The 20,813-nt window shown below is 61.9% G+C and carries 20 protein-coding genes; 17 read left to right on the forward strand and 3 right to left on the reverse strand.

What is annotated here, in order from left to right; translation table 11 throughout:
- Positions 1–31 precede the first annotated feature (31 nt).
- The 11 genes from mtr (at position 32) to ACK6BI_RS03570 (ending at position 10,335) form a co-directional block, all read left to right on the forward strand.
- Complete coding sequence (mtr, locus tag ACK6BI_RS03520; RefSeq protein WP_409316014.1) at positions 32–1,300, forward strand: tryptophan permease; 1,269 nt, start codon at positions 32–34, stop codon at positions 1,298–1,300.
- 264 nt (positions 1,301–1,564) lie between these two features.
- On the forward strand, positions 1,565–2,491 hold the full coding sequence (locus tag ACK6BI_RS03525) for a glutamate/aspartate ABC transporter substrate-binding protein (protein ID WP_065258649.1): 927 nt from the start codon (positions 1,565–1,567) through the stop codon (positions 2,489–2,491).
- 194 nt (positions 2,492–2,685) lie between these two features.
- Positions 2,686–3,432, forward strand: coding sequence for an amino acid ABC transporter permease (locus tag ACK6BI_RS03530; protein WP_065258650.1), 747 nt, complete (start codon positions 2,686–2,688; stop codon positions 3,430–3,432).
- The gene (locus ACK6BI_RS03535) at positions 3,432–4,103 is read left to right on the forward strand and encodes an amino acid ABC transporter permease (RefSeq protein ID WP_409316136.1); all 672 of its coding nucleotides are present in this window, start codon (positions 3,432–3,434) and stop codon (positions 4,101–4,103) included. Before ACK6BI_RS03530 ends, ACK6BI_RS03535 begins: the two co-directional genes overlap by 1 nt.
- Positions 4,100–4,834: an amino acid ABC transporter ATP-binding protein gene (locus ACK6BI_RS03540; RefSeq protein WP_065258652.1), complete on the forward strand. Its 735-nt coding sequence runs from the start codon at positions 4,100–4,102 to the stop codon at positions 4,832–4,834. The genes ACK6BI_RS03535 and ACK6BI_RS03540 overlap by 4 nt, the downstream gene beginning before the upstream one ends.
- A gap of 94 nt (positions 4,835–4,928) precedes the next feature.
- Entirely contained in the window at positions 4,929–6,842 is a 1,914-nt protein-coding gene (locus tag ACK6BI_RS03545; RefSeq protein WP_409316015.1) for an ATP-binding protein, read from the forward strand.
- Positions 6,839–8,167 (forward strand): sigma-54 dependent transcriptional regulator, encoded by a 1,329-nt coding sequence (locus tag ACK6BI_RS03550; RefSeq protein ID WP_065258654.1) that lies wholly within the window; start codon positions 6,839–6,841, stop codon positions 8,165–8,167. The genes ACK6BI_RS03545 and ACK6BI_RS03550 overlap by 4 nt, the downstream gene beginning before the upstream one ends.
- Before the next feature lie 20 nt (positions 8,168–8,187).
- Entirely contained in the window at positions 8,188–8,517 is a 330-nt protein-coding gene (locus ACK6BI_RS03555; protein ID WP_409316137.1) for a GlpM family protein, read from the forward strand.
- Positions 8,518–8,628: 111 nt separating this feature from the next.
- Complete coding sequence (locus ACK6BI_RS03560) at positions 8,629–9,549, forward strand: arginase (RefSeq protein ID WP_409316016.1); 921 nt, start codon at positions 8,629–8,631, stop codon at positions 9,547–9,549.
- The gene (locus ACK6BI_RS03565; RefSeq protein ID WP_409316017.1) at positions 9,546–9,920 is read left to right on the forward strand and encodes an EamA family transporter; all 375 of its coding nucleotides are present in this window, start codon (positions 9,546–9,548) and stop codon (positions 9,918–9,920) included. The genes ACK6BI_RS03560 and ACK6BI_RS03565 overlap by 4 nt, the downstream gene beginning before the upstream one ends.
- A gap of 31 nt (positions 9,921–9,951) precedes the next feature.
- Entirely contained in the window at positions 9,952–10,335 is a 384-nt protein-coding gene (locus tag ACK6BI_RS03570) for an EamA family transporter (RefSeq protein ID WP_409316018.1), read from the forward strand.
- Positions 10,336–10,379: 44 nt separating this feature from the next.
- On the opposite strand, the gene ACK6BI_RS03575 is transcribed toward ACK6BI_RS03570, so the two are convergent.
- Both ACK6BI_RS03575 and ACK6BI_RS03580 read right to left on the reverse strand, forming a co-directional pair.
- On the reverse strand, positions 10,380–11,246 hold the full coding sequence (locus tag ACK6BI_RS03575) for a fatty acid desaturase family protein (RefSeq protein WP_409316019.1): 867 nt from the start codon (positions 11,244–11,246) through the stop codon (positions 10,380–10,382).
- Positions 11,247–11,313: 67 nt separating this feature from the next.
- On the reverse strand, positions 11,314–12,075 hold the full coding sequence (locus ACK6BI_RS03580) for a MipA/OmpV family protein (RefSeq protein WP_409316020.1): 762 nt from the start codon (positions 12,073–12,075) through the stop codon (positions 11,314–11,316).
- Between the two features lie 217 nt (positions 12,076–12,292).
- Between ACK6BI_RS03580 and ACK6BI_RS03585 the strand changes: the two genes are divergently transcribed.
- Genes ACK6BI_RS03585 through ACK6BI_RS03610 form a run of 6 tightly spaced genes read left to right on the forward strand, consistent with a single transcriptional unit; the run spans position 12,293 to position 19,586 of the window.
- Positions 12,293–12,991, forward strand: coding sequence for an HAD-IB family phosphatase (locus ACK6BI_RS03585; RefSeq protein WP_409316021.1), 699 nt, complete (start codon positions 12,293–12,295; stop codon positions 12,989–12,991).
- Complete coding sequence (locus ACK6BI_RS03590) at positions 12,984–14,378, forward strand: aspartate aminotransferase family protein (protein ID WP_065258662.1); 1,395 nt, start codon at positions 12,984–12,986, stop codon at positions 14,376–14,378. Before ACK6BI_RS03585 ends, ACK6BI_RS03590 begins: the two co-directional genes overlap by 8 nt.
- Positions 14,375–15,256, forward strand: a complete 882-nt coding sequence (locus tag ACK6BI_RS03595) for an alpha/beta hydrolase (protein ID WP_409316022.1) — start codon at positions 14,375–14,377, stop codon at positions 15,254–15,256. The genes ACK6BI_RS03590 and ACK6BI_RS03595 overlap by 4 nt, the downstream gene beginning before the upstream one ends.
- A gap of 42 nt (positions 15,257–15,298) precedes the next feature.
- Complete coding sequence (locus ACK6BI_RS03600; RefSeq protein WP_409316023.1) at positions 15,299–16,426, forward strand: GNAT family N-acetyltransferase; 1,128 nt, start codon at positions 15,299–15,301, stop codon at positions 16,424–16,426.
- Positions 16,427–16,432: 6 nt separating this feature from the next.
- Entirely contained in the window at positions 16,433–18,208 is a 1,776-nt protein-coding gene (locus ACK6BI_RS03605; protein WP_409316024.1) for an ATP-binding protein, read from the forward strand.
- Entirely contained in the window at positions 18,198–19,586 is a 1,389-nt protein-coding gene (locus ACK6BI_RS03610; RefSeq protein ID WP_409316025.1) for a sigma-54-dependent transcriptional regulator, read from the forward strand. Before ACK6BI_RS03605 ends, ACK6BI_RS03610 begins: the two co-directional genes overlap by 11 nt.
- A 53-nt stretch (positions 19,587–19,639) precedes the next feature.
- Here ACK6BI_RS03610 and ACK6BI_RS03615 read toward each other — a convergent pair whose 3' ends face one another.
- The gene (locus tag ACK6BI_RS03615) at positions 19,640–20,674 is read right to left on the reverse strand and encodes an alpha/beta fold hydrolase (protein ID WP_409316026.1); all 1,035 of its coding nucleotides are present in this window, start codon (positions 20,672–20,674) and stop codon (positions 19,640–19,642) included.
- Between the last annotated feature and the right edge of the window lie 139 nt (positions 20,675–20,813).

Genomic DNA, 20,813 nt, shown 5'->3' on the forward strand with positions numbered 1-20,813 from the left:
CCTTCATAACAATATCTATGCAGGCCCTGCCATGCGTGCCACCTCACTCGATTCACCCGCTTCATCTTCCGTCCTCGAACGGCCGCCCTCGATCCTGGGCGGCGCCATGATCATCGGCGGCACCATCGTCGGCGCGGGAATGTTTTCCCTGCCGGTCATCATGTCCGGGCTGTGGTTCTACGGTTCGGTCGCGGTGCTGGTGTTTGCCTGGTTCTGCACCCTGCATTCGGGCCTGATGATTCTCGAGGCCAACCTCAACTACCACGAAGGGGCGAGTTTCTCGACCATCACCCGTGATCTGCTGGGGCATGCCTGGAGCCGGATCAACGGTCTGAGCATCGTCTTCGTGCTCTATACCCTGACCTACGCCTACATTTCCGCCAGTGGTTCAGTGATCCATCACACCGTGCAATCCATGGGCATCTCGCTGTCGCCGCGCCTCGGCGGGCTGGGATTCACCGTGCTGGTGGCGTTCATCGTCTGGCTCAGCACCTCGGCGGTGAGCCGGATGACCACTGTGGTGTTCGGCGCGAAGATTCTGGCGTTTTTCCTGACCTTCGGCGGTCTGCTCGGCCATGTACAACCGGCCACGCTGCTCGACCTCAACGGCGGCGACAGCCATTACTGGCCCTACCTGCTGGTGACCCTGCCCTTCTGCCTGACCTCGTTCGGTTTCCACGGCAATGTGCCGAGCCTGATGAAGCATTTCGGCAAGGACCCTCGGCGAATCCGCGCCTGCCTGCTGGGCGGGACGCTGATCGCGCTGGGCCTGTATCTGGTGTGGATGCTGTGCAGCATGGGCAATATTCCCCGCGAAGCCTTCAAGGACATCGCCCGGCGCGGCGGCAACATTGATGTGCTGATCAGCGCTCTCGGTTCGCGCCTGGACAGCGCCCATGTCGACCTGTTGCTGACCTTCTTCTCCAATTTCGCCGTGGCCTGCTCGTTTCTCGGCGTGACCCTGGGCCTGTTCGATTATCTGGCCGATGTACTCGGCTTCGACGATCAGCCCATGGGCCGCCTGCGAACGGCTGCCGCCACCTTTCTGCCACCGATGATCTGCGGGTTCCTCTGGCCGGAAGGCTTCATTCATGCCATCGGCTTTGCCGGGCTGGCCGCCACGCTCTGGGCCGTGATCACCCCGGCCTTGCTGGCCCGGGCCTCGCGCACTCGCTTTGGCAGCCCGCATTACCGGGTCTGGGGCGGCACGCCCATGATCGCACTGGTGCTGTTTTTCGGGGTGATCTGCGCGGTCTCGCACCTGCTGTTCACCCTGGACCTGCTGCCCGTCTGGCGCTGAGCCGTCGGCATTCGGTTTTCCGAACGCGACCTGTCGGTCGGTTCGGATAACCGGATCAGAAACCTGCAAAAAAGCCATCACAAAACTTTATTCATCATAAAAATCAATCAGTTAACCTGTCGCAACTGGTCTGGCACGACTCATGCTCTACACTCCTTCGACGAATGCCTGTTGCCCCAGCACAACAGGAGCCGTCAGGCATTCGAAGTACAAAAGGGCCCGCTCAACCGGCTCCATAAAAAAAACAATGTCGAGGAAAATTTGATGCGCATCGTTCCCCATATCCTGGGCGCAGCCATTGCTGCCGCTCTGATCAGCACACCAGTTTTCGCTGCCGAGCTCACCGGCACCCTTAAGAAGATCAACGATTCCGGCACCATCACCCTCGGACATCGTGACAGCTCCATTCCGTTCTCCTACCTCGCCGATGCTTCGGGCAAACCCGTGGGCTACTCCCACGACATTCAGGTCGCTATCGTCGAAGCCCTGAAAAAGGACCTGAACAAGCCCGACCTGAACGTCAAATACAACCTGGTGACCTCGCAGACCCGTATTCCGCTGGTGCAGAACGGCACCGTGGACATCGAGTGCGGTTCCACCACCAACAACGCCGAACGCGCCCAGCAGGTCGCCTTCACCAACAACATCTTCGAAATCGGCACCCGTCTGCTGGTCAAGAAAGACAAGGAAGGCAAGCCTTCCTATGCCGACTTTGCCGATCTGAAAGGCAAGAACGTCGTGACCACCGCCGGCACCACTTCCGAGCGTATCATCAAGGCGATGAACGCCGACAAGCAGATGGGCATGAACGTCATCTCCGCCAAGGACCATGGCGAAGCCTTCAACATGCTGGAAAGCGGCCGCGCCGTCGCCTTCATGATGGACGACGCCCTGCTGGCCGGCGAAGAAGCCAAGGCCAAGAAGCCGGACGACTGGGTCATCACCGGCACCCCGCAGTCCTTCGAAGCCTACGCGTGCATGGTCCGCAAGGACGATCCGGCCTTCAAGAAGGCGGTAGACGACGCCATCGTCGCGCTCTACAAGTCCGGCGAGATCAACAAGATCTACAGCAAGTGGTTCGAAAGCCCGATCCCGCCGAAAGGTCTGAACCTGAACTTCCCGATGAGCGACAAGGTTAAAGAGCTGATCGCCAATCCGAGCGACAAGCCTGCACCCGACGTCAAGATCTGATACCTGATCTAACCTTGTTGCCTGAGGGAGCCAACCCTCCCTCGGGCGACAGTCAATACCTGCTGGTTTCAACTGGAACACTCGACCCGGTGGTTTTCGAGCCGATCGCGTGTGCCTGATTTTCACAATCAGGGCGGGAAAGGATCTTCCCCAGGCGGGCACTTGTACATCGATCGAATCGAGGGGAGACCCTAATGAATTACAACTGGGACTGGGGCGTGTTCTTCAAGTCCACCGGTGTGGGCAGCGAGACCTATCTCGACTGGTTCATCTCCGGCCTGGGCTGGACCATCGCCATCGCCATCGTGGCCTGGATCATCGCCCTGATACTCGGCTCGCTGCTGGGCATCATGCGCACCGTGCCGAACCGCATCGTATCGGGCATCGCGACCTGCTACGTCGAACTGTTCCGCAACGTGCCGCTGCTGGTTCAGCTGTTCATCTGGTACTTCCTGGTGCCCGATCTGCTGCCGGAAAACCTGCAGGAGTGGTACAAGCAGGACCTGAACCCGACCACCTCGGCCTACCTGAGCGTCGTCGTCTGTCTGGGCCTGTTCACCGCCGCCCGGGTCTGCGAACAGGTACGCACCGGTATCCAGGCGCTGCCACGCGGCCAGGAATCCGCCGCCCGCGCCATGGGTTTCAAGCTGCCGCAGATCTACTGGAACGTGCTGCTGCCCCAGGCCTACCGGATCATCATTCCGCCGCTCACCTCGGAATTTTTGAACGTGTTCAAGAACTCCTCCGTGGCCTCGCTGATCGGTCTGATGGAACTGCTGGCGCAAACCAAACAGACCGCCGAGTTCTCGGCCAACCTGTTCGAGGCGTTCACCCTGGCGACCCTGATCTATTTCACCCTGAACATGAGCCTGATGCTGCTGATGCGCATGGTCGAGAAGAAAGTCGCCGTGCCCGGCCTGATCTCCGTGGGGGGTAAATGATGGAATTCGATTTCAGTGGCATCGTCCCGGCCATTCCCGGCCTGTGGAACGGCATGCTGATGACCCTCAAGCTGATGGCGCTGGGCGTGGTCGGCGGGATCATCCTCGGCACCCTCCTCGCGTTGTGCCGTCTGTCCCATAACAAACTGCTGTCGAACCTCGCCGGCGCCTACGTCAACTATTTCCGCTCGATCCCGCTGCTGCTGGTGATCACCTGGTTCTACCTGGCGGTGCCGTTCGTGCTGCGCTGGATCACCGGCGAAGACACCCCGATCGGCGCGTTCACCTCGTGCATCGTGGCCTTCATGATGTTCGAAGCGGCGTACTTCTGCGAAATCGTCCGGGCCGGCGTGCAGTCGATCCCCAAAGGCCAGATGGGTGCCGCCCAGGCACTGGGCATGAACTACGGCCAGATGATGCGCCTGATCATCCTGCCCCAGGCGTTCCGCAAGATGACCCCGCTGCTGCTGCAGCAGAGCATCATCCTGTTCCAGGACACCTCGCTGGTCTACACCGTGGGTCTGGTGGACTTCCTCAACGCCTCGCGCGCCAGTGGCGACATTATTGGCCGTTCGAATGAGTTCCTGATCTTCGCAGGTCTCGTGTACTTCATCATCAGCTTTGCCGCCTCGCAGCTGGTCAAGCGTCTGCAAAAAAGGTTCGCCGTATGATCTCTATCAAGAACATCAACAAGTGGTATGGGGACTTCCAGGTGCTGACCAATTGCAGCACCGAGGTCAAGAAAGGTGAAGTGATCGTGGTCTGCGGTCCGTCCGGTTCGGGCAAGTCGACCCTGATCAAATGCGTCAACGCCCTTGAGCCGTTCCAGAAAGGCGACATCGTGGTCGATGGCACCTCGATTGCCGATCCGAAGACCGACCTGCCGAAACTGCGTTCGCGCGTGGGCATGGTCTTCCAGCATTTCGAACTGTTCCCGCACCTGACCATCACCGAGAACCTGACCATCGCGCAGATCAAGGTGCTGGGCCGCAGCAAGGAAGAAGCGACCAAAAAAGGCCTGCAATTGCTGGAGCGCGTCGGCCTGTCGGCGCATGCCCACAAACACCCGGGCCAGCTGTCCGGCGGCCAGCAGCAGCGTGTGGCGATTGCCCGTGCACTGGCGATGGACCCGATCGTCATGCTGTTCGACGAGCCGACCTCGGCGCTGGACCCGGAAATGGTCAACGAAGTGCTGGACGTGATGGTGCAACTGGCCCACGAAGGCATGACCATGATGTGCGTGACCCACGAAATGGGCTTTGCCCGCAAGGTGGCGGATCGGGTGATCTTCATGGACAAGGGCCAGATCATCGAAGACTGCAAGAAGGAAGAGTTCTTCGGCGACATCAGCCAACGCTCCGAACGCGCGCAGCATTTCCTCGAGAAAATCCTGCAGCATTAAAACACTGCGATCCCTGTGGGAGCGGGCTTGCCCGCTCCCACAGGGGCAGTGGCAGCTTTCAGGTAAGTGTTGTGGTTGACCCAAGGCATCTGTGATGAAATGCGACCCCAATCTCTATCGCGCAACCACGCCATCACTTGCCGTGAAACCCCGTCTGATCCGCCATCTGTTCCTGCCGCCGCTGATCATCGTTTTGATGGTCGGTCTGGGGTATGCCGGCTTCTGGGTCAGTGAACACTTCGGCATTCGCAGCCTCAGCGAAAACGGCCAGCGCCAGCTCGAACTCAACGCCCGTGCCGTCGAAAGCGAAATCAGCAAATACACCTACCTGCCCAGCCTGCTGGAACTCGAATCCAGCGTTTCGCAGTTGCTCGACGACCCGACCCCGGAGCACCGGCAAACGGTCAACGATTACCTTGAAGGCCTGAACCGGCGCAGCCGCAGTCGGGCCATCTACGTCATGGACACCACCGGCCGGGTCATGGCCACCAGCAACTGGCGCGATGTCGACAGCTACCTTGGCGAAGATCTGTCGTTCCGTGCCTATTTCCAGAACGCGGTGCGCGGCCAGCCCGGACGTTTCTACGGGATCGGCAGCACCAATGGTGAACCCGGCTATTACCTGGCCCACGGCCTGGAAGAACACGGCAAGATCATCGGTGTCGCAGTGGTCAAAGTGCGCATGGAGGCCATGGAAGAGCGCTGGCAACGGGCACGCCTGGAAGCCTTCGTCAGTGACGAGAACGGCATCATCATTCTCTCCAGCGATCCGGCCCGGCGCCTGAAATCCGTGGTACCGCTGAGCGACGAGACCAAGGAAAAACTTGCCCGCAGCCTGCAGTATTACTGGTTCCCGCTCAACGAACTGCAACCGCTGGCCCGGGAAACCCTGGCCGAAGGCGTGGAAAAACTCACCTTCCCGGCCAACAGCGAAGTGCTGCCGAAACAGAACCCCGATGAAGAGAACATCAGCTACCTGGCGCAAACCCGGCCGCTGAGTGACACCCCGTGGAATTTCACCCTGCTCACGCCGTTGCAGGACCTGCGGCGTGAAGCGATCAATCAGGGGATTCTGGTGGCGGTCGCCTTCGCACTCGTGGCCTTCCTGCTGATTGCCTGGAACGAGCGGCGCAAGGTCATCGCCACCCGGCTCGCTGCCCGCGAGGCCCTGCAGGAAGCCAACAATCAGCTGGAACGTCGGATTACCGAACGCACCGCCGACCTGCGCGCCAGCAACGAACGGCTCAAGAGCCAGATCCGCGAACGCCGCCAGGCCGAGGAAACCCTGCGCCGCGCTCAGGACGAACTGGTGCAGGCCGGCAAACTCGCGGCCATCGGCCAGATGTCCACCAGCATCGCCCACGAACTCAACCAGCCGCTGGCGGCGATGCGCACGCTGTCGGGCAACACCGTGCGTTTTCTGGAGCGCGGCCAGCTCGACGTCGCCAGCACCAATCTCAAAACCATCAACGACCTGATCGACCGCATGGGCCGGATCACCGCCAGCCTGCGCTCGTTCGCCCGACGCGGCGACGACAAGGGCCGCGCCAGCCTTGGCAAAGCGGTGGACGCCGCGCTGCAAGTGCTGGGCGCACGGGTCGAGCACGCTGCCCTGCAGATTCATCGCCAGTTCGACGACGTCCAGGTGCAGATCGACCAGACACGGCTGGAACAGATTCTGGTCAACCTGATCGGCAACGCCCTCGACGCCATGCAGGCGCAACCGTTGCCGGAACTGTGGCTGGAAGGCGAAGCCTTCGACGGCAAATATCGCCTGCGGGTGCGCGACAACGGTCACGGCATCGACGCCGAAGCGCGCAAGCATCTGTTCGAGCCGTTCTTCACCACCAAACCCGGCGAACAGGGCCTGGGCCTCGGCCTGACCCTCTCCGCCAGTCTGGCCGCCGCCACCGGCGGGCATCTGGGTGTCGAACACCCGGCCGGCGGTGGCACTACTTTCGTCCTCAGTTTACCGTTGGTAAGCCCTGACCCTGCCGAGCCAATATGAACAACGACCTTAGTGTGCTGATCGTCGAAGACGATCCCCATGTGCTGCTCGGCTGCCAGCAGGCACTGGCCCTGGAAGACATCCCCTGCATCGGCGTCGGCAGTGCCGAGGAAGCGCTGGAGCAGGTCGGTGACAACTTCGCCGGCATCGTCATCAGCGACATTCGCCTGCCCGGCATCGATGGCCTGGAACTGCTGACCCGCCTCAAGCAACGGGACCGCAGCCTGCCGGTGGTGTTGATCACCGGTCACGGCGACATCTCCATGGCCGTCGGCGCGATGCAGAAAGGCGCCTATGACTTCATGGAAAAACCGTTCTCTCCGGAACGGCTGGTGGACGTCGCCCGGCGTGCGCTGGAGCAACGCAGCCTGGCCCGCGAAGTCTCGTCCCTGCGTCGGCAACTGGCCGAACGCGACTCCCTTGAAGGACGGATCATCGGGCGCTCGCCGGCCATGCAGAACCTGCGCGAACTGATCGCCAACGTCGCGGACACGTCGGCCAACGTACTGATCGAAGGCGAAACCGGCACCGGCAAGGAACTGGTCGCCCGTTGTCTGCACGACTTCAGCCGCCGCCACGGCAAACAGTTTGTCGCCCTGAACTGCGGCGGTCTGCCGGAGAACCTGTTCGAAAGCGAAATCTTCGGCCACGAGGCCAACGCCTTCACCGGCGCCGGCAAGCGGCGCATCGGCAAGATCGAACACGCCGACGGCGGCACGCTGTTCCTCGATGAAGTGGAAAGCATGCCGCTGCCGTTGCAGATCAAACTGCTGCGGGTGTTGCAGGAGCGCACCCTCGAACGCCTCGGCTCGAACCAGAGCGTGGCGGTGGATTGCCGGGTGATCGCGGCGACCAAGTCCGATCTCGACGAATCGAGCAAGGCCGGGGAGTTTCGCAGTGACCTGTATTACCGTCTCAACGTGGTGACGCTGGAACTGCCACCGCTGCGCGAGCGCCGCGAAGACATCCTGCAACTGTTCGAACACTTCACCCAGCAGTCGGCCCTGCGCTTCGATCGCACCTTGCCGGAGCTGGACAACCAGACCCTGTCCAGCCTGATGAGCCACGACTGGCCGGGCAACGTGCGCGAGTTGCGCAACGTCGCCGAGCGCTTCGCCCTCGGTCTGCCGGCGTTCAAGAAGTCCGGTGCCGGCAGCGGCGGGCAGGGTCTGGCATTCGCCGAAGCGGTGGAAGCCTTCGAACGCAACCTGCTCAGCGATGCCCTGCAGCGCAGCGGCGGCAACCTGACCCAGGCCAGTCTGGAGCTGGGCATGGCCAAGACCACGCTGTTCGACAAAGTGAAAAAATACGGCCTGAGCCATTAAGCGAGAACGATGTGGATCTGATCTTCAAAGCCTTTCTCGGTGCGGCGGTGGTGGTGATCCTCGCCATGCTGGCCAAGACCAAAAACTATTACATCGCCGGTCTGGTGCCGCTGTTTCCGACCTTTGCCCTGATCGCCCACTACATCGTCGGCAAGGGTCGCTCGGTCGATGATCTGAAAACCACCATCGTGTTCGGCATGTGGTCGATCATTCCGTACTTCGTGTATCTCGCGACGTTGTACGTGATGGTCGACCGGCTGCGCCTTGAAGCTTCGCTGGCCGTTGCCGCATTGGCATGGCTGATGGCAGCGACCGTGCTGGTCAGCGTCTGGGTACGCCTGCACGCCTGATTCCCGAAAGGCTGGCCCGTCCCTTGCATTTACCCCGAAAGCCCGTCCGGCCGGCGCTCATGTTCGATGAGGCCGGTGTCTGGGAGGGTCTGCCAAGGGTGAATTGCGACCTTGAACATTTTAGATCTCGACCACAGCCTGACCGCTCAGGCGTCCATCGCGCGGCTGCTCGACAGTGGCCGTGCCCGACGCCTGGACCTGCTCGACCTCGGCCCGAAACTGCGGCTCTGGTCCAGCGAACGCACCTTCCGTCGTTTTGCCGAACGCCTGCGCGAGCAGCCCCGGCACAGCGGCCCTGCACCGGAAATCTTTTTCGTCGGCTCCGGCGACTACCACCATCTGACGCCCGCGTTCCTGACTGACCTGCCGGAGCCGGTGAGCCTGATCCACTTCGACAACCATCCCGACTGGGTGCACTTCGCGCCCCGTCGCCACTGCGGCTCGTGGGTCAACCAGGCGCTGAAACTGCCGAACATCGAACGCATCGTCACCCTCGGCCCGTGCAGTGACGACCTGAGCAACCCACAGCTCAAGGGCGGCAATCTCGGAGCGCTCAAACGCGGGGTGTTGCAGCTGTTTCCGTGGCAGCACCCGCCGTCGAAAGTCTGGGGTCGGGTCGGTGACGGTGCCGGCCATCAGCAACAGGAAAACCTGCTGCACTGGCACAATCTGGCCGATCAGGACTGGTCGGCATTTCTCGACCGGATGATCGCCAGTCTTCCGACCAAAGCCGTGTGGATCACCATCGACAAGGACGTGCTGGCCAGCGAAGACGCCGCGACCAATTGGGATCAGGGCCAGATGCGTCTGAGCCACTTGCTCCAGGCCATTCGCAGCCTGGCGGCCAGCAAGCGCGTGATCGGCATCGACATCTGCGGCGAATTCGCCCGTCCGGCCTTCAGCAACGCGTTCAAGCGCTGGGAAGCCAAGTCCGACCAGCCGCCGGCCGAACGCTGGAGCGAGACCGATCTGCTGCGCAACTCGGCGACCAATCAGGCGCTGATCGAGTTGTTCGAGGAGCTGTTTCCATGACCTTGACCGTGATTCTGTTGGTGGGGTTTTCCATCGTGCTGGACGTGATCGGCCAGCTCTGTTTCAAGCTCGGCCTGGACCGTCTGCCGGAACTGGACGGCGGTTTTCGGCTCGGCGCGTTCTGGGGCCAGGTGTTCAATGCGCCGCTGCTGTGGTGCGGGATCGGCGCCTACGTGATCGAGTTTTTCGTCTGGCTCGAAGCGCTGTCCCGGGCGCCGCTGAGCCTGTTGTTCCCCGCCGCCGCGCTGGCCTATTGCGGCGTGGTACTGGCCGGCAAGCTGTTGCTCGGCGAAACCGTCAGCCGCCGGCGCTGGCTGGGCACTCTGGTGATTACGGCGGGCGTGATGCTCGTGTGTGTCGGCCATGCCTGATTCTCAACTGATACTCAAAAGGAATGGCTCGATGGATTGGCTGCACGGCCGCCTCGGCACCGTGGTGCTCTGGGCGTTGCTGATCATTCTGGAAAGTGGCGGGCAGATCGCGACCAAGGTCGGCGGCGATCAACTGGGGCAAATGGACTTCACCCTGCAATGGCTGCTCAACGTCGCCCAGGCGCCGGGGGTGCTGGTGGCGATTGCCTGCTACATCGGCGCATTCTTTGTCTGGATGCTGATTCTGCGGCGCAGCAGCCTGTCCCTGGCATTCCCGCTCAGTTCGCTGGTGTTCGTCGGCGTGCTGCTGGGGTCGTGGGTGGGGCTGGGTGAACAGATCAGCCTGCTGCACTGGCTGGGGGTGGCCGTGATCATGGGCGGCATTGCGCTGCTGGCCGAGGGCGAGGAAAACTGAGGTGAACGGTCGTGGGAGCCTGCGGGCTCCCACTTTTTTACGGTTCAATCCTTGCGATGAGCCACCAGAAAGCCGAGGCCATGGGCCACCGGAATGTCCTTCACCCCCGCCTCCCGCTGCTGCCCGGCGATCTCCCGGTGAAACGCCTTGACCCGGGTCCAGTGCATTTTCGGCCGGTAGTGATGCTCGGCGTGGTAGCCGTTGTTCATCCACAACAGGTTATAGAGCGGACTGTAGGCGCTGACGCCCCAGGCGATGGGCGAATCCGGGTTACCGCCAAAATGCTCGTAGTAACCGTTGAGCGAAGACAGCGCCTGGCCCAGATACCAGAACGGCAACAGCACCAGCACCGCCCGCCAGTCACAGATTGCCAGCCCGGCGTAGAACGCCAGCGTCACAGCGATTTCCACCTTGACCCAACGCGCATCGGCAGGACGCTTGCGCCGCATCTCGTCGTAGATCGGCTTGGGGTCGTCGCGAAAGAAACTCAGAAAGGTGTAGGCCCAGGGATTCTCGGGTTGGCCGTCCTTGCCGCGCTGATAGATCGACAGCGGATCGATGGTCTTGCCATCCGCCCCCGGCCGGTCCGAGTTGCCCCGGTGATGGCGGTTGTGGATATCGCGGTAGAGGGTCTGGGAAAAACCGATGGTCACCGACAGCAGCAGATCAAAGGCGCGGTTGAGCCACGCCGGGGTGAAGTAGGCGTTGTGGATCTGGTTGTGGGAAATGCTGTTGATGCTCCATGACAGGCTCACCGCATAGCCCAGCGCCAGTGGCACCAGCGCCCACCAGGACAGCGCATGAAAGGCCAGGACCAGCCACACCACGAAGGCAAAGTGGGCCAGGCCGAGGGTGACGGGAATCAGGTCCCACAACGAATGGGCCAGCAGACGGTAAGCAGGGCGAGCCATGAAGAACATCCTGAAACAATGGGTTCGTCACGGCTGTCTGCAAAGGCCAGACCAGTTCCCGCCGGGGTCATTTGAATTTATAGGCGATCGCCATCTGCACCTCGCCCTGATTGGTATCGCCGATGCTCTTGACGATGCTGCTGTCCGCCGCCGAACCGGTCAGGTGAATCCAGCTCGCACTGGTCACCAGCGACCATTGCGGCCCAAGCGGAAACTCGAAACTCTGGGTCAGCGCGATGTTCTGCAGGCCGCCACCGGCGTTATAGGCACGGATGCCGGACGCCAGGGCTTCCTTGTCGCTGACACCGAAGAACGTATTGTTCTGCCGGGCGTTGGCGAAATGCGCAGTCAGGTTGCTGCTGCCGATCACGCCGCCGCCCAGTGGATATCCGATTTCGCCGCCGACCCGACCAAGCACGCCGCCCTGACCGCCATTACCGCCGATGGCCTGGCCAACGGACGCGAAAACCCGCCAGAAGTCAGCCGGCGCGTACTGTACGAAACCACCGGCCTCGGCCATGTCCGGCACATCGCGCAAGCCGCGCAGTTCGCCGTTGGACGTGCGGCCCGGCAGGTAATTCAGGTAGGGCCCGGCACTGAAACCATTGGTCTTCAACGCACTCCAGGTCAGGCCGTCGTCGGTACTGAGGCTGACATCGCCCCAGTCCAGATCCAGATACGGCAACGGACGGGTTTCATAACGGCTGCCACTCGGGTCGTGAGGCTGATAACCCAGGCCCACACCGGCCTCGCCGGTAATCCTGTCCGCGAATGCGCTGGCCGAAAAAGCGCTCAGCGCCACAAGTAAAAACAGTGTCTTCCTCTTCATGAGGCCATTCCTTTAATTGAACATGCGCGCATCAACCCCCGGATGCCACCCGCCACGCAAGCACTCATGTTGTTTGTAGCAAGCTACAAAAATTGTAGCTTCGAATGGCCAAAGTGCCTCATCGGCCCCGCCCGCAAGGGCTCCCGGCACTTGGCACAGTCCCTGCTCTACCCCCCGGCAAGCGCACACAACGCGCTCTGACCAATAGGTAATGCAGATGATTGACTGGCATATCGTGTGTGATTTCGACGGGACCATCACCCGCACCGACGTGATCGACAGCATTCTCGAACGCTTCGCCGACCCGAGTTGGGAAACGATCGAAAACCAGTGGCTGGCCGGTGAAATCGGTTCCCGTGAATGCCTCAGCCGCCAGCTCTCGCTGGTCAAGGCCACGCCCGGCCAATTGCTGGAGTTCTTCGACAGCATCGAGATCGATCCGGACTTCCCCGACTTCGTCGATCACGCCATCGGCCTGGGCGCCTCGTTCGAAGTGGTCAGCGACGGCATCGAGCAAGGCATCGCGCGAATTCTTTCGCGCAACTACGTGACCCTGCTGCCGATCCTCGCCAACCGTCTGCGACAACTCGATCACGAGAGCTGGCGCATCGACTTCCCGCATTCCAGCGATGCCTGCCGCGCAGCCTCCGGCAACTGCAAATGCAAGTCCACGCCCGGCAACAAACGGGTGCTGGTGATCGGCGACGGCCAGTCCGACATGTGCGTGTCCTCCACCGCCGACTTCGTCTTCGCCAAGGGTCGCCTTGCCGATTACTGCGAGCGCCACGCGATCCCTTACGCCCGCTTCTACAGCTTCGCCGAACTGCCGGCGCTGCTGGCCCTGCTGCCAAAAGCCAGCGCCGCCAACGCCACCACTTTCAACCCGGAAACCCAGGAACTCTTCCACCATGTCTGATATTCGAATCGCTACCCAGGAAGACCAGATCCTTCTGGAAAAAGAAGCCAAATACTGCTCCTACGGCGACACCGTTCACTACATCGAACCGCCGCGCATCTTCAGCCGCTGCGAAGGCTCCTATGTCTGGGACACCGAAGACCAGGCCTACCTCGACCTGCAGATGTGGTACTCGGCGGTCAACTTCGGTTACGCCAACCCGCGCCTGAACAATGCGCTGAAACAGCAGATCGACACCCTGCCGCAGATCGCCAGCCAATACCTGCACAAGGGCAAGATCGAGCTGTCGGAAATGATCGCCGTGGACGCGAAGAACAAGTTCGGCCTCGACGGTCGCGTGCACTTCAACGTCGGCGGTTCGCAGTCGATCGAGGATTCGCTGAAAGTCGTGCGTAACGCCAGCAACGGCAAGAGCCTGATGTTCGCCTTCGAAGGCGGTTACCACGGTCGTACCCTCGGCGCCTCGTCGATCACCTCCAGCTACCGCTATCGCCGCCGCTACGGCCACTTCGGCGAACGCGCCAACTTCATCCCGTTCCCGTACCACTTCCGCGGCCCGAAAGGCATGACCAAGGAAGAATACGGCAGCCATTGCGTGCAGCAGTTCGCCCGCCTGTTCGAGACTGAATACAACGGTGTCTGGGACCCGAAAGTCGGCGCCAGCGAATACGCCGCGTTCTACGTCGAGCCGATCCAGGGCACCGGCGGCTATGTGATCCCGCCGATGAATTTCTACAGCGAACTCAAGCATGTGCTGGACCAGCACGGCATCCTGCTGGTAGTCGACGAAATCCAGATGGGCTTCTATCGCACCGGCAAGCTGTGGTCGATCGAACACTTTGACGTCAAACCGGACGTGATCGTCTTCGGCAAGGCGCTGACCAACGGCCTCAACCCGCTGGGCGGCATCTGGGCGAAGGAAGAGCTGATCAACCCGAAAGTCTTCCCGCCTGGCTCGACCCATTCGACCTTCGCCTCCAACCCGCTGGGCACCGCCGTGGGCCTGGAAATGTTCAAGATGACCAGCGAAGTCGACTACGGCGCGATGGTCATGGCCAAGGGCAAATACTTCCTCGAAGGCCTGCAGGATCTGCAGAAGCGCTACCCGATCATCGGCGACGTCGATGGCCTGGGTCTGGCGCTGCGCTGCGAAATCTGCGCCCCGGACGGTTTCACCCCGGACAAGGCCACCCTGGACTTCATGGTCGAGGAAGGCATGAAGGGCGACATCGAAATCGACGGGCGCAAACTGGGCCTGATCCTCGATGTGGGCGGTTACTACAAGAACGTGATCACCCTCGCGCCTTCGCTGGAAATCAGCTACCCGGAAATCGACCTGGGTCTCGCCCTGCTCGACCGTCTGCTGGCCCGGGCGATGAAGCGATGAACGCGGCCGGGATCGATCTGGGCGAAGGTGACGCCGGTTTCGTTCTCGGCACAGGGGAGGTCGGGGTGTTGTTGATCCACGGCCTCACCGGCACCCCGACGGAGTTGCGTCGGGTCGCCGTGGGACTGGCCAAGGCCGGTTGCACGGTGTACGTGCCGACCCTGGCCGGGCACTGTGGCGGCAACGCCGACCTGCAGGCCACCGGCTGGCGTGACTGGTACGAAGGCGTGCGCAAGACCTTCGTCGGCATCCGTCGCCAGCACAGCAAGGTATTCGTCGGCGGCCTGTCGATGGGCGCGGTGATGTCCATGTACGTGGCGTCCGAACATCCGGGTCAGGTGGCCGGGTTGTTGATGTATTCCACGACGCTCAAGTACGACGGCTGGAGCATTCACAAACTGGCATTCCTGACGCCGTTGCTGATGAAAATCCCGTTCGGTGTGCACATCTGCAAGTTCGAGGAGAAACCGCCCTACGGCATCAAGAACGAACGCCTGCGGGCCATCGTCGAACGGCAGATGAAGGAAGGCCAAAGCAGTGAGGCCGGCCTTTTGACCATGGAAGGCGTGACCGTGCGCGAACTGCACCGGATGAACGCCGTGGTGCGCAAGCGCATGCCTTCCATCACTGTGCCGGCACTGGTGCTGCACTCCATCGAGGACGACATCACCAGCCGCTGGAACGCCGATTACGTGGAACGCAAACTCGGCGGCGAAGTGGTGAAGATCCTGCTGGACGACTGCTATCACATGATCACCGTCGACCTGCAATACCGACGTGTCGTGGAACTGAGCGTGCAATTCATCGACAAGTACCGCACCGACCTTGCGCCCTCCGCTCATTCCCTGCCCACCGAGCAATACCGGCAGCGAGCGTGAAGCGACTGCAAAACGACATGCCCTGCCGGTTAAGGAAACGACGTGATCACGGCCCAAGCCTTTTCAACCATCGAAGCGATTGATCGCGACGCTTGGAATGCCTGCTTTCCCGAGGAACTCGAAGACTGGGCCTACTATCGCGCCATTGAACGGGCCGGCATCGAGGGCTTTCAGTGGCGCTACCTGGCGTTGTTCGAAGAGCAGCGCCTGATTGCGGGGGTCGTGGCGTTTACCACCGCGTATTCGCTGGACACCACCCTGCAAGGCACCGGCAAACGTGTCAGCCAGTGGCTGCGCCGGCAATGGCCGGGGCTGTTCGACATTCGTCTGTACGCCCTCGGTTCGCCGGTGGCCGAGCAATGCCATGTCGGCACGCTCCCGTCACTCGATCCGGCCCGTTTGCCATCGCTGTTCGCATGCCTGCTGAAACTGGCCCGCGAGGATGCGGATCAGGCCGGGATCGGCCTGCTGGCGGTCAAGGATGCTTCCCACCGCAATCCACAATGGCTCCAGGCCTGCCGCGAGGCAGGTTTGCAAAGCATGCCGGGACTGCCCGGTGCCGAGCTGCCGATCACCTTCGCCTCGGTCGACGCCTACCTCGGTACCCTGGGTAAATCCACCCGCAAGGAGCTGCGCCGGACCCTGCGCGGAACCGGCCCGCGCATCGAATGGCGGCGTTCGGTGGACGACCTCCTGCCGACCATGATGCGGCTCTACGAAGCCACACTGGCGCGCAGCGACCTGGCCTTCGAATGCCTGCCGGCGGCCTACTTCCGCCAGGTGCTGGAACACCTCGACGAACGCGCCGCTTGTGTCCTGTACTGGGTCGGCGATGAGTTGGTTGCGTTCAACCTGGTGCTGCTGGACGAACAACGTCTGGTGGACAAGTTCTTCGCCCACGATCTGGCCCGCACCCGCGAGCACAAGCTGTACATGCGCAGCTGGCTGGCGAATGTCGGCTACTGTATTGAACACCGGATTCCGATCTACGCGTGCGGCCAGGCCGGTTATGCCAGTAAGCTGCGCCTGGGCTGTTCGTTCATCGGCAATACGGTGTTTTTCCGCCATCGCCATCCCGTACTCAATCACCTGCTGCGGCTGGTGAAGATTTTCATCCGCCCGGACCGCACCGATCCGGCCATGGCGACCGCGATAAGCGAACAACAATAAGCGAGCATGATGAGCAAAGACCGACGCGCCACCGCCCGACCCTTCGCCCTCTCCGGCTGGAGCCTGCAACGCAAACTGGTGCTGGCGTTCTGGCTGGTCAGCGTGGTTCCGACCATGATCGCCGCCGAACTGGCGGCCACCACCCTGTCGCAGATTTTCGACAGCAACGTGCGTATCTGGCTGCAGGAATCGACCAAGATCGTCGAGGACGAAATCCGCGAGATCGTGCGCGACAATGCCCGGGCCGCGCAGCTGTTCCTGCGCTATACCCGCCCGCCTACGGACCGGCAGTCGTCCAGACGTGACAAGCTCACCGCCGACATCGCTGACTCCATGGGTATCGACGTGGTCGCACTCATGCGCAACAGCGATCACAAAGTGGTGTTCAGCACCGCCGCCGATGACATCGTGCGGCAGATCAGCACCGCGCCCAAAGCCGTGTTGCAGACATTGCAGGTCGGCGGCGTGGCGACCGGCGCCGTGGTCTCGACCTTCGAGTCCGAGCAGGACGGCACCGACTACAAACTGATCGTGGTGACCTACCTCGACAACAGTTTCCTCACCAGCGTTGCCGACGTGCACTCCCTGGACCTGCGCCTGTACCTGGCCAGGGACGCGGATTTCTCCGAGATCTTTTCCACTCAGCGCTTCGAAGATCATCCAGTGATCGTGCCGGAAAACATCGAGCAGCAACTGCGCAGCACCCGGCAGCCGATCGAGCAGTCGACCAACCGTTACAGCGGCATCTACCGACCGATTCTCAACGAAAACGGCGAGCTGCAAGGCGTGGTATTCAGCGGTCTGCTGCGCCACACCACCCTGGTGGGACTGGTCAATCAGAGCAACCTGTTCATCCTCATCTTCATTCTCAGTTCGGCGGCTTCGCTGGCGGTGGGCTGGCTGGTGTCGGAACGCCTGACCAAGCCGCTGCGGGGGCTGGCCAAAGGCGTACAGGCGGTGATCGCCGGGGATTACCGGCAACGCCTGCCGGTCACCGGCGGCGATGAACTGGCGGAACTGAGCAGCATCTTCAACCACATGAGCGAACGCCTGGGCGAGCTGCAGCATCTGGAGTCGCAACTGCGGCGCCGTGACCGTCTGCACGCGCTGGGCGAAGTGGCGATGGGCCTGGCCCATGAAATCCGCAACCCGCTGGGCATCATCAAGACGGCCACACAACTGTTGCACCGGCGCGCCGACCTGCCGGAGACCGACAAGCGCCATCTGGAATACGTGGTCAGTGAGGTCAGCCGCATCAACGACCTGATCACCGAGTTTCTCGACTTCGCCAAACCCAGTGCGCCACTGCGTTCGACCCAACTGGCACGGCCCCTGGTGGATGATCTGGTGGGTTTCTGCGCGCCGGAGCTGGCCAGCCACAAGATCGATGTGCAGATCGACGACCGCGCGCCGGGTGCGACCTTGTACGCCGATGCAAAGCAACTCAAACAGGCGGGCCTGAACCTGATCGTCAACGCCATCGACGCCATGCCCGACGGCGGTCGCCTGACCCTGGGCATTCACACCGACGAAAACAATACGGTCATCAGTGTCAGCGACACGGGCCAGGGCATCGAAGCCGACATGCTCGAGCGGATCTTCACACCGTTCGTCACCACCAAGGCGTCCGGCACCGGGCTCGGTCTGGCCAAAGTCTTCTCGATCATGGAAAACCATGACGGGCGCATCGAGTGCGTCAGCGAAAAAGATGCCGGAGCCACCTTCAGCCTGTACATTCCGGCCAACGGTGAAGATTACGACGAGGACAGCGATGACGCATAACGTACTGGTGGTGGACGACGAGCCCAAGCTCTGCGACCTGCTGGCATCGGCCCTGAGTCAGAACGACATTGCGGTGTTCACCGCCGGTAACGGCCTGCATGCGCTCAAGGTGCTGGAGTCCGAAGACATCGATCTGGTGATCAGCGACTGGCGCATGCCCGGCATGGACGGCCCGCAGTTGCTGGCGGAAATCAAGACCCGCTACCCACAGTTGCCGGTGATCGTGATGACCGCCTACAGCACGGTGAAAAACGCCGTGCAGTCAATGCGCAACGGCGCCTTCGATTACATCGCCAAACCCTTCGACATCGATGAGCTGGACATCACCGTCAGCAAGGCCCTGCAATTTCGCGACATCCTCAAAGACAACCTGCGCATGCGCGCCGAACTCGACGAGCACCAGCAGATCGACAGTCTGGTGGGCGACAGCCCGAGCTTTCGCCGGGTCCTGAGCGCGATCGACTCGGTGCGCGAAAGCAACGCCACCATCCTGCTGACCGGCGAAAGCGGCACCGGCAAGGAAATGGTCGCCCGGGCCATCCACAAGCACGGCAATCGCGCCGACAAGCCGTTTGTCGCGGTCAACTGCGCAGCGATCCCGGAAGGACTGCTGGAAAGCGAAATGTTCGGCCACCGCAAAGGCGCGTTCACTGGCGCGGTATCGGACCGGATCGGGCGCTTCCAGCAAGCGGACAAGGGCACGCTGTTTCTCGATGAAATCGGTGAGATGCCCCTGGCGTTGCAGGCGAAGATCCTGCGTGCCCTGCAGGAACGCGTCATCGAACCGGTGGGCGATCCGCGCGAGCGCAAGGTCGATGTGCGAGTCATCGCCGCGACCAACAAGAACCTGCTGGACGCGGTGGCCAACAAGGAGTTTCGCGAAGACCTGTATTACCGCCTCAACGTGTTCCCGATTCCGTTGCCGGCCTTGCGTGACCGGGTCGAAGACATTGCCCCGCTGGCCCGGCATTTCGCCCACACCCTGGGCGCTGCAGCGGGCAAACGCTTCAGCGGTTTCAGTGCCGAGGCGTTGCAGGCGATGGCCCGTTATTCGTGGCCGGGAAACATTCGTGAACTGCAGAACTGCGTCGAGCGCGCAACCATCGTTGCCTCCGGCGCGCAAATCGAAGAGCAGGACCTGCCGGCGTACCTGTTTGCCTCACAACCGACCGAGCCCGGTGCCCCGATCGCCGAAGGCAGCGTGCCGGCCGATCTTGAAGCGGCGCTGGCAGAGGTGGAAAAAGCCTATATCCTCGCCGCGCTGGCGCAGAGCAACGGTGTGCAGGCTGCGGCAGCGCAGCTGATCGGGATTTCCGAGCGCAGCTTCTGGTACCGGTTGAAGAAACTGGGCATTCATGTGGACAAGATCGTGCGCTGAATTCAGTTCACGGTGCCACCCCGGAACTCGCTCATGATCTGCACGATCCCCCGCTAGAGCAAGTTGCGCTCGCCCACCGGTTCGATCTGCGCCCAGTGCGAGGTGTCTTCACGGTGCTGCTGCAGATACGGCAGCACCGCCGCCAGCAACGGCGCCTTGAACGCCTCCTGAAAGCGATGGGCCAGGCCCGGAATCAGCTTCAACTGACTGCCACGAATATGCGCCGCCAGATGCACGCCGTGCATCACCGGCAGCAACGGATCCGCCGTGCCGTGCACCACCAGGGTCGGCACCCGCAATTGGTTGAGCAGCGCCACCCGGCTCGGTTCGGCGAGGATCGCCATAATCTGGCGTTTCACGCCTTCAGGGTTGAACGCCCGGTCATAGGCCACCGCCGCCTGATGCAACAGCACCTGGCGATCATCGGTCACCATCGGGCTCCCCAGCGCCGCCAGCAGATCGGCCTGTTGCTCCAGCGCCACTTCGCGATTGGGTGCTCCGCGCCGCGACAACAGCTGCACCAGCGCCGCGCTCGGTGCCGGCAAACCTTCGGCGCCGGAGCTGGTCATGATCAGCGTCAAGCTCTCGACCCGTTGCGGCGCCATGGCCGCCAGATGCTGGGCAATCATCCCGCCCATGCTCGCGCCGAGTACATGGAATTGCTCGACATGCAACGCATCCATCAGGCCCAGCGCATCGTCGGCCATGTCGGTCAGGCTGTAAGGCGCCGCCACCGGCAGGCCGAGCTTGTAGCGCAACACCTCGAACGTCAGGTTGGCCTCGGCCGGTACCTGGCGCCAGGTCGACAGCCCGACATCGCGGTTGTCATAGCGGATCACCCGGAAACCCTGCTGACAGAGCGCGACCACCACTTCGTCCGGCCAGTGGATCAACTGCCCGCCCAGGCCCATCACCAGCAGCAACGCCGGATCCGATGCACGACCGATGCTCTGGTACGCCAGGCTCACCTGTTCCAGATCGACCCGTTCGGTCGGTACATTGACGTCGCAACGCGACGCCGCTAAAGACACCTGCCCGAAAAAAACCGCGGCCAACAACGCCGCGATTGCAAAAATTCCTTTGAACATGAAAAACACCGAAACGCAGAACCCCAGTAGAGCGCGAGTCTGATGAAGTTTGTTCAAGCGCGCTGCCACAGTTCGATGACAGTTTGATGAAGAGTGCCGAGCGGTCACCGAGGCTCGCGATAACCATGTAACACCGACG

This window comes from Pseudomonas sp. KCJK9016 (assembly GCF_046231795.1).
GTDB classification, from domain to species: domain Bacteria; phylum Pseudomonadota; class Gammaproteobacteria; order Pseudomonadales; family Pseudomonadaceae; genus Aquipseudomonas; species Aquipseudomonas bananamidigenes.

What these genes read in the sequence shown, in the direction of transcription:
- mtr (WP_409316014.1), top strand. Translation starts at nt 32, where the DNA reads ATGCGTGCCACCTCACTCGATTCACCCGCTTCATCTTCCGTCCTCGAA.
- ACK6BI_RS03525 (WP_065258649.1), top strand. Translation starts at nt 1,565, where the DNA reads ATGCGCATCGTTCCCCATATCCTGGGCGCAGCCATTGCTGCCGCTCTG.
- ACK6BI_RS03530 (WP_065258650.1), top strand. Translation starts at nt 2,686, where the DNA reads ATGAATTACAACTGGGACTGGGGCGTGTTCTTCAAGTCCACCGGTGTG.
- ACK6BI_RS03535 (WP_409316136.1), top strand. Translation starts at nt 3,432, where the DNA reads ATGGAATTCGATTTCAGTGGCATCGTCCCGGCCATTCCCGGCCTGTGG.
- ACK6BI_RS03540 (WP_065258652.1), top strand. Translation starts at nt 4,100, where the DNA reads ATGATCTCTATCAAGAACATCAACAAGTGGTATGGGGACTTCCAGGTG.
- ACK6BI_RS03545 (WP_409316015.1), top strand. Translation starts at nt 4,929, where the DNA reads ATGAAATGCGACCCCAATCTCTATCGCGCAACCACGCCATCACTTGCC.
- ACK6BI_RS03550 (WP_065258654.1), top strand. Translation starts at nt 6,839, where the DNA reads ATGAACAACGACCTTAGTGTGCTGATCGTCGAAGACGATCCCCATGTG.
- ACK6BI_RS03565 (WP_409316017.1), top strand. Translation starts at nt 9,546, where the DNA reads ATGACCTTGACCGTGATTCTGTTGGTGGGGTTTTCCATCGTGCTGGAC.
- ACK6BI_RS03570 (WP_409316018.1), top strand. Translation starts at nt 9,952, where the DNA reads ATGGATTGGCTGCACGGCCGCCTCGGCACCGTGGTGCTCTGGGCGTTG.
- ACK6BI_RS03575 (WP_409316019.1), bottom strand. Translation starts at nt 11,246, where the DNA reads ATGGCTCGCCCTGCTTACCGTCTGCTGGCCCATTCGTTGTGGGACCTG.
- ACK6BI_RS03580 (WP_409316020.1), bottom strand. Translation starts at nt 12,075, where the DNA reads ATGAAGAGGAAGACACTGTTTTTACTTGTGGCGCTGAGCGCTTTTTCG.
- ACK6BI_RS03585 (WP_409316021.1), top strand. Translation starts at nt 12,293, where the DNA reads ATGATTGACTGGCATATCGTGTGTGATTTCGACGGGACCATCACCCGC.
- ACK6BI_RS03590 (WP_065258662.1), top strand. Translation starts at nt 12,984, where the DNA reads ATGTCTGATATTCGAATCGCTACCCAGGAAGACCAGATCCTTCTGGAA.
- ACK6BI_RS03595 (WP_409316022.1), top strand. Translation starts at nt 14,375, where the DNA reads ATGAACGCGGCCGGGATCGATCTGGGCGAAGGTGACGCCGGTTTCGTT.
- ACK6BI_RS03605 (WP_409316024.1), top strand. Translation starts at nt 16,433, where the DNA reads ATGATGAGCAAAGACCGACGCGCCACCGCCCGACCCTTCGCCCTCTCC.
- ACK6BI_RS03610 (WP_409316025.1), top strand. Translation starts at nt 18,198, where the DNA reads ATGACGCATAACGTACTGGTGGTGGACGACGAGCCCAAGCTCTGCGAC.
- ACK6BI_RS03615 (WP_409316026.1), bottom strand. Translation starts at nt 20,674, where the DNA reads ATGTTCAAAGGAATTTTTGCAATCGCGGCGTTGTTGGCCGCGGTTTTT.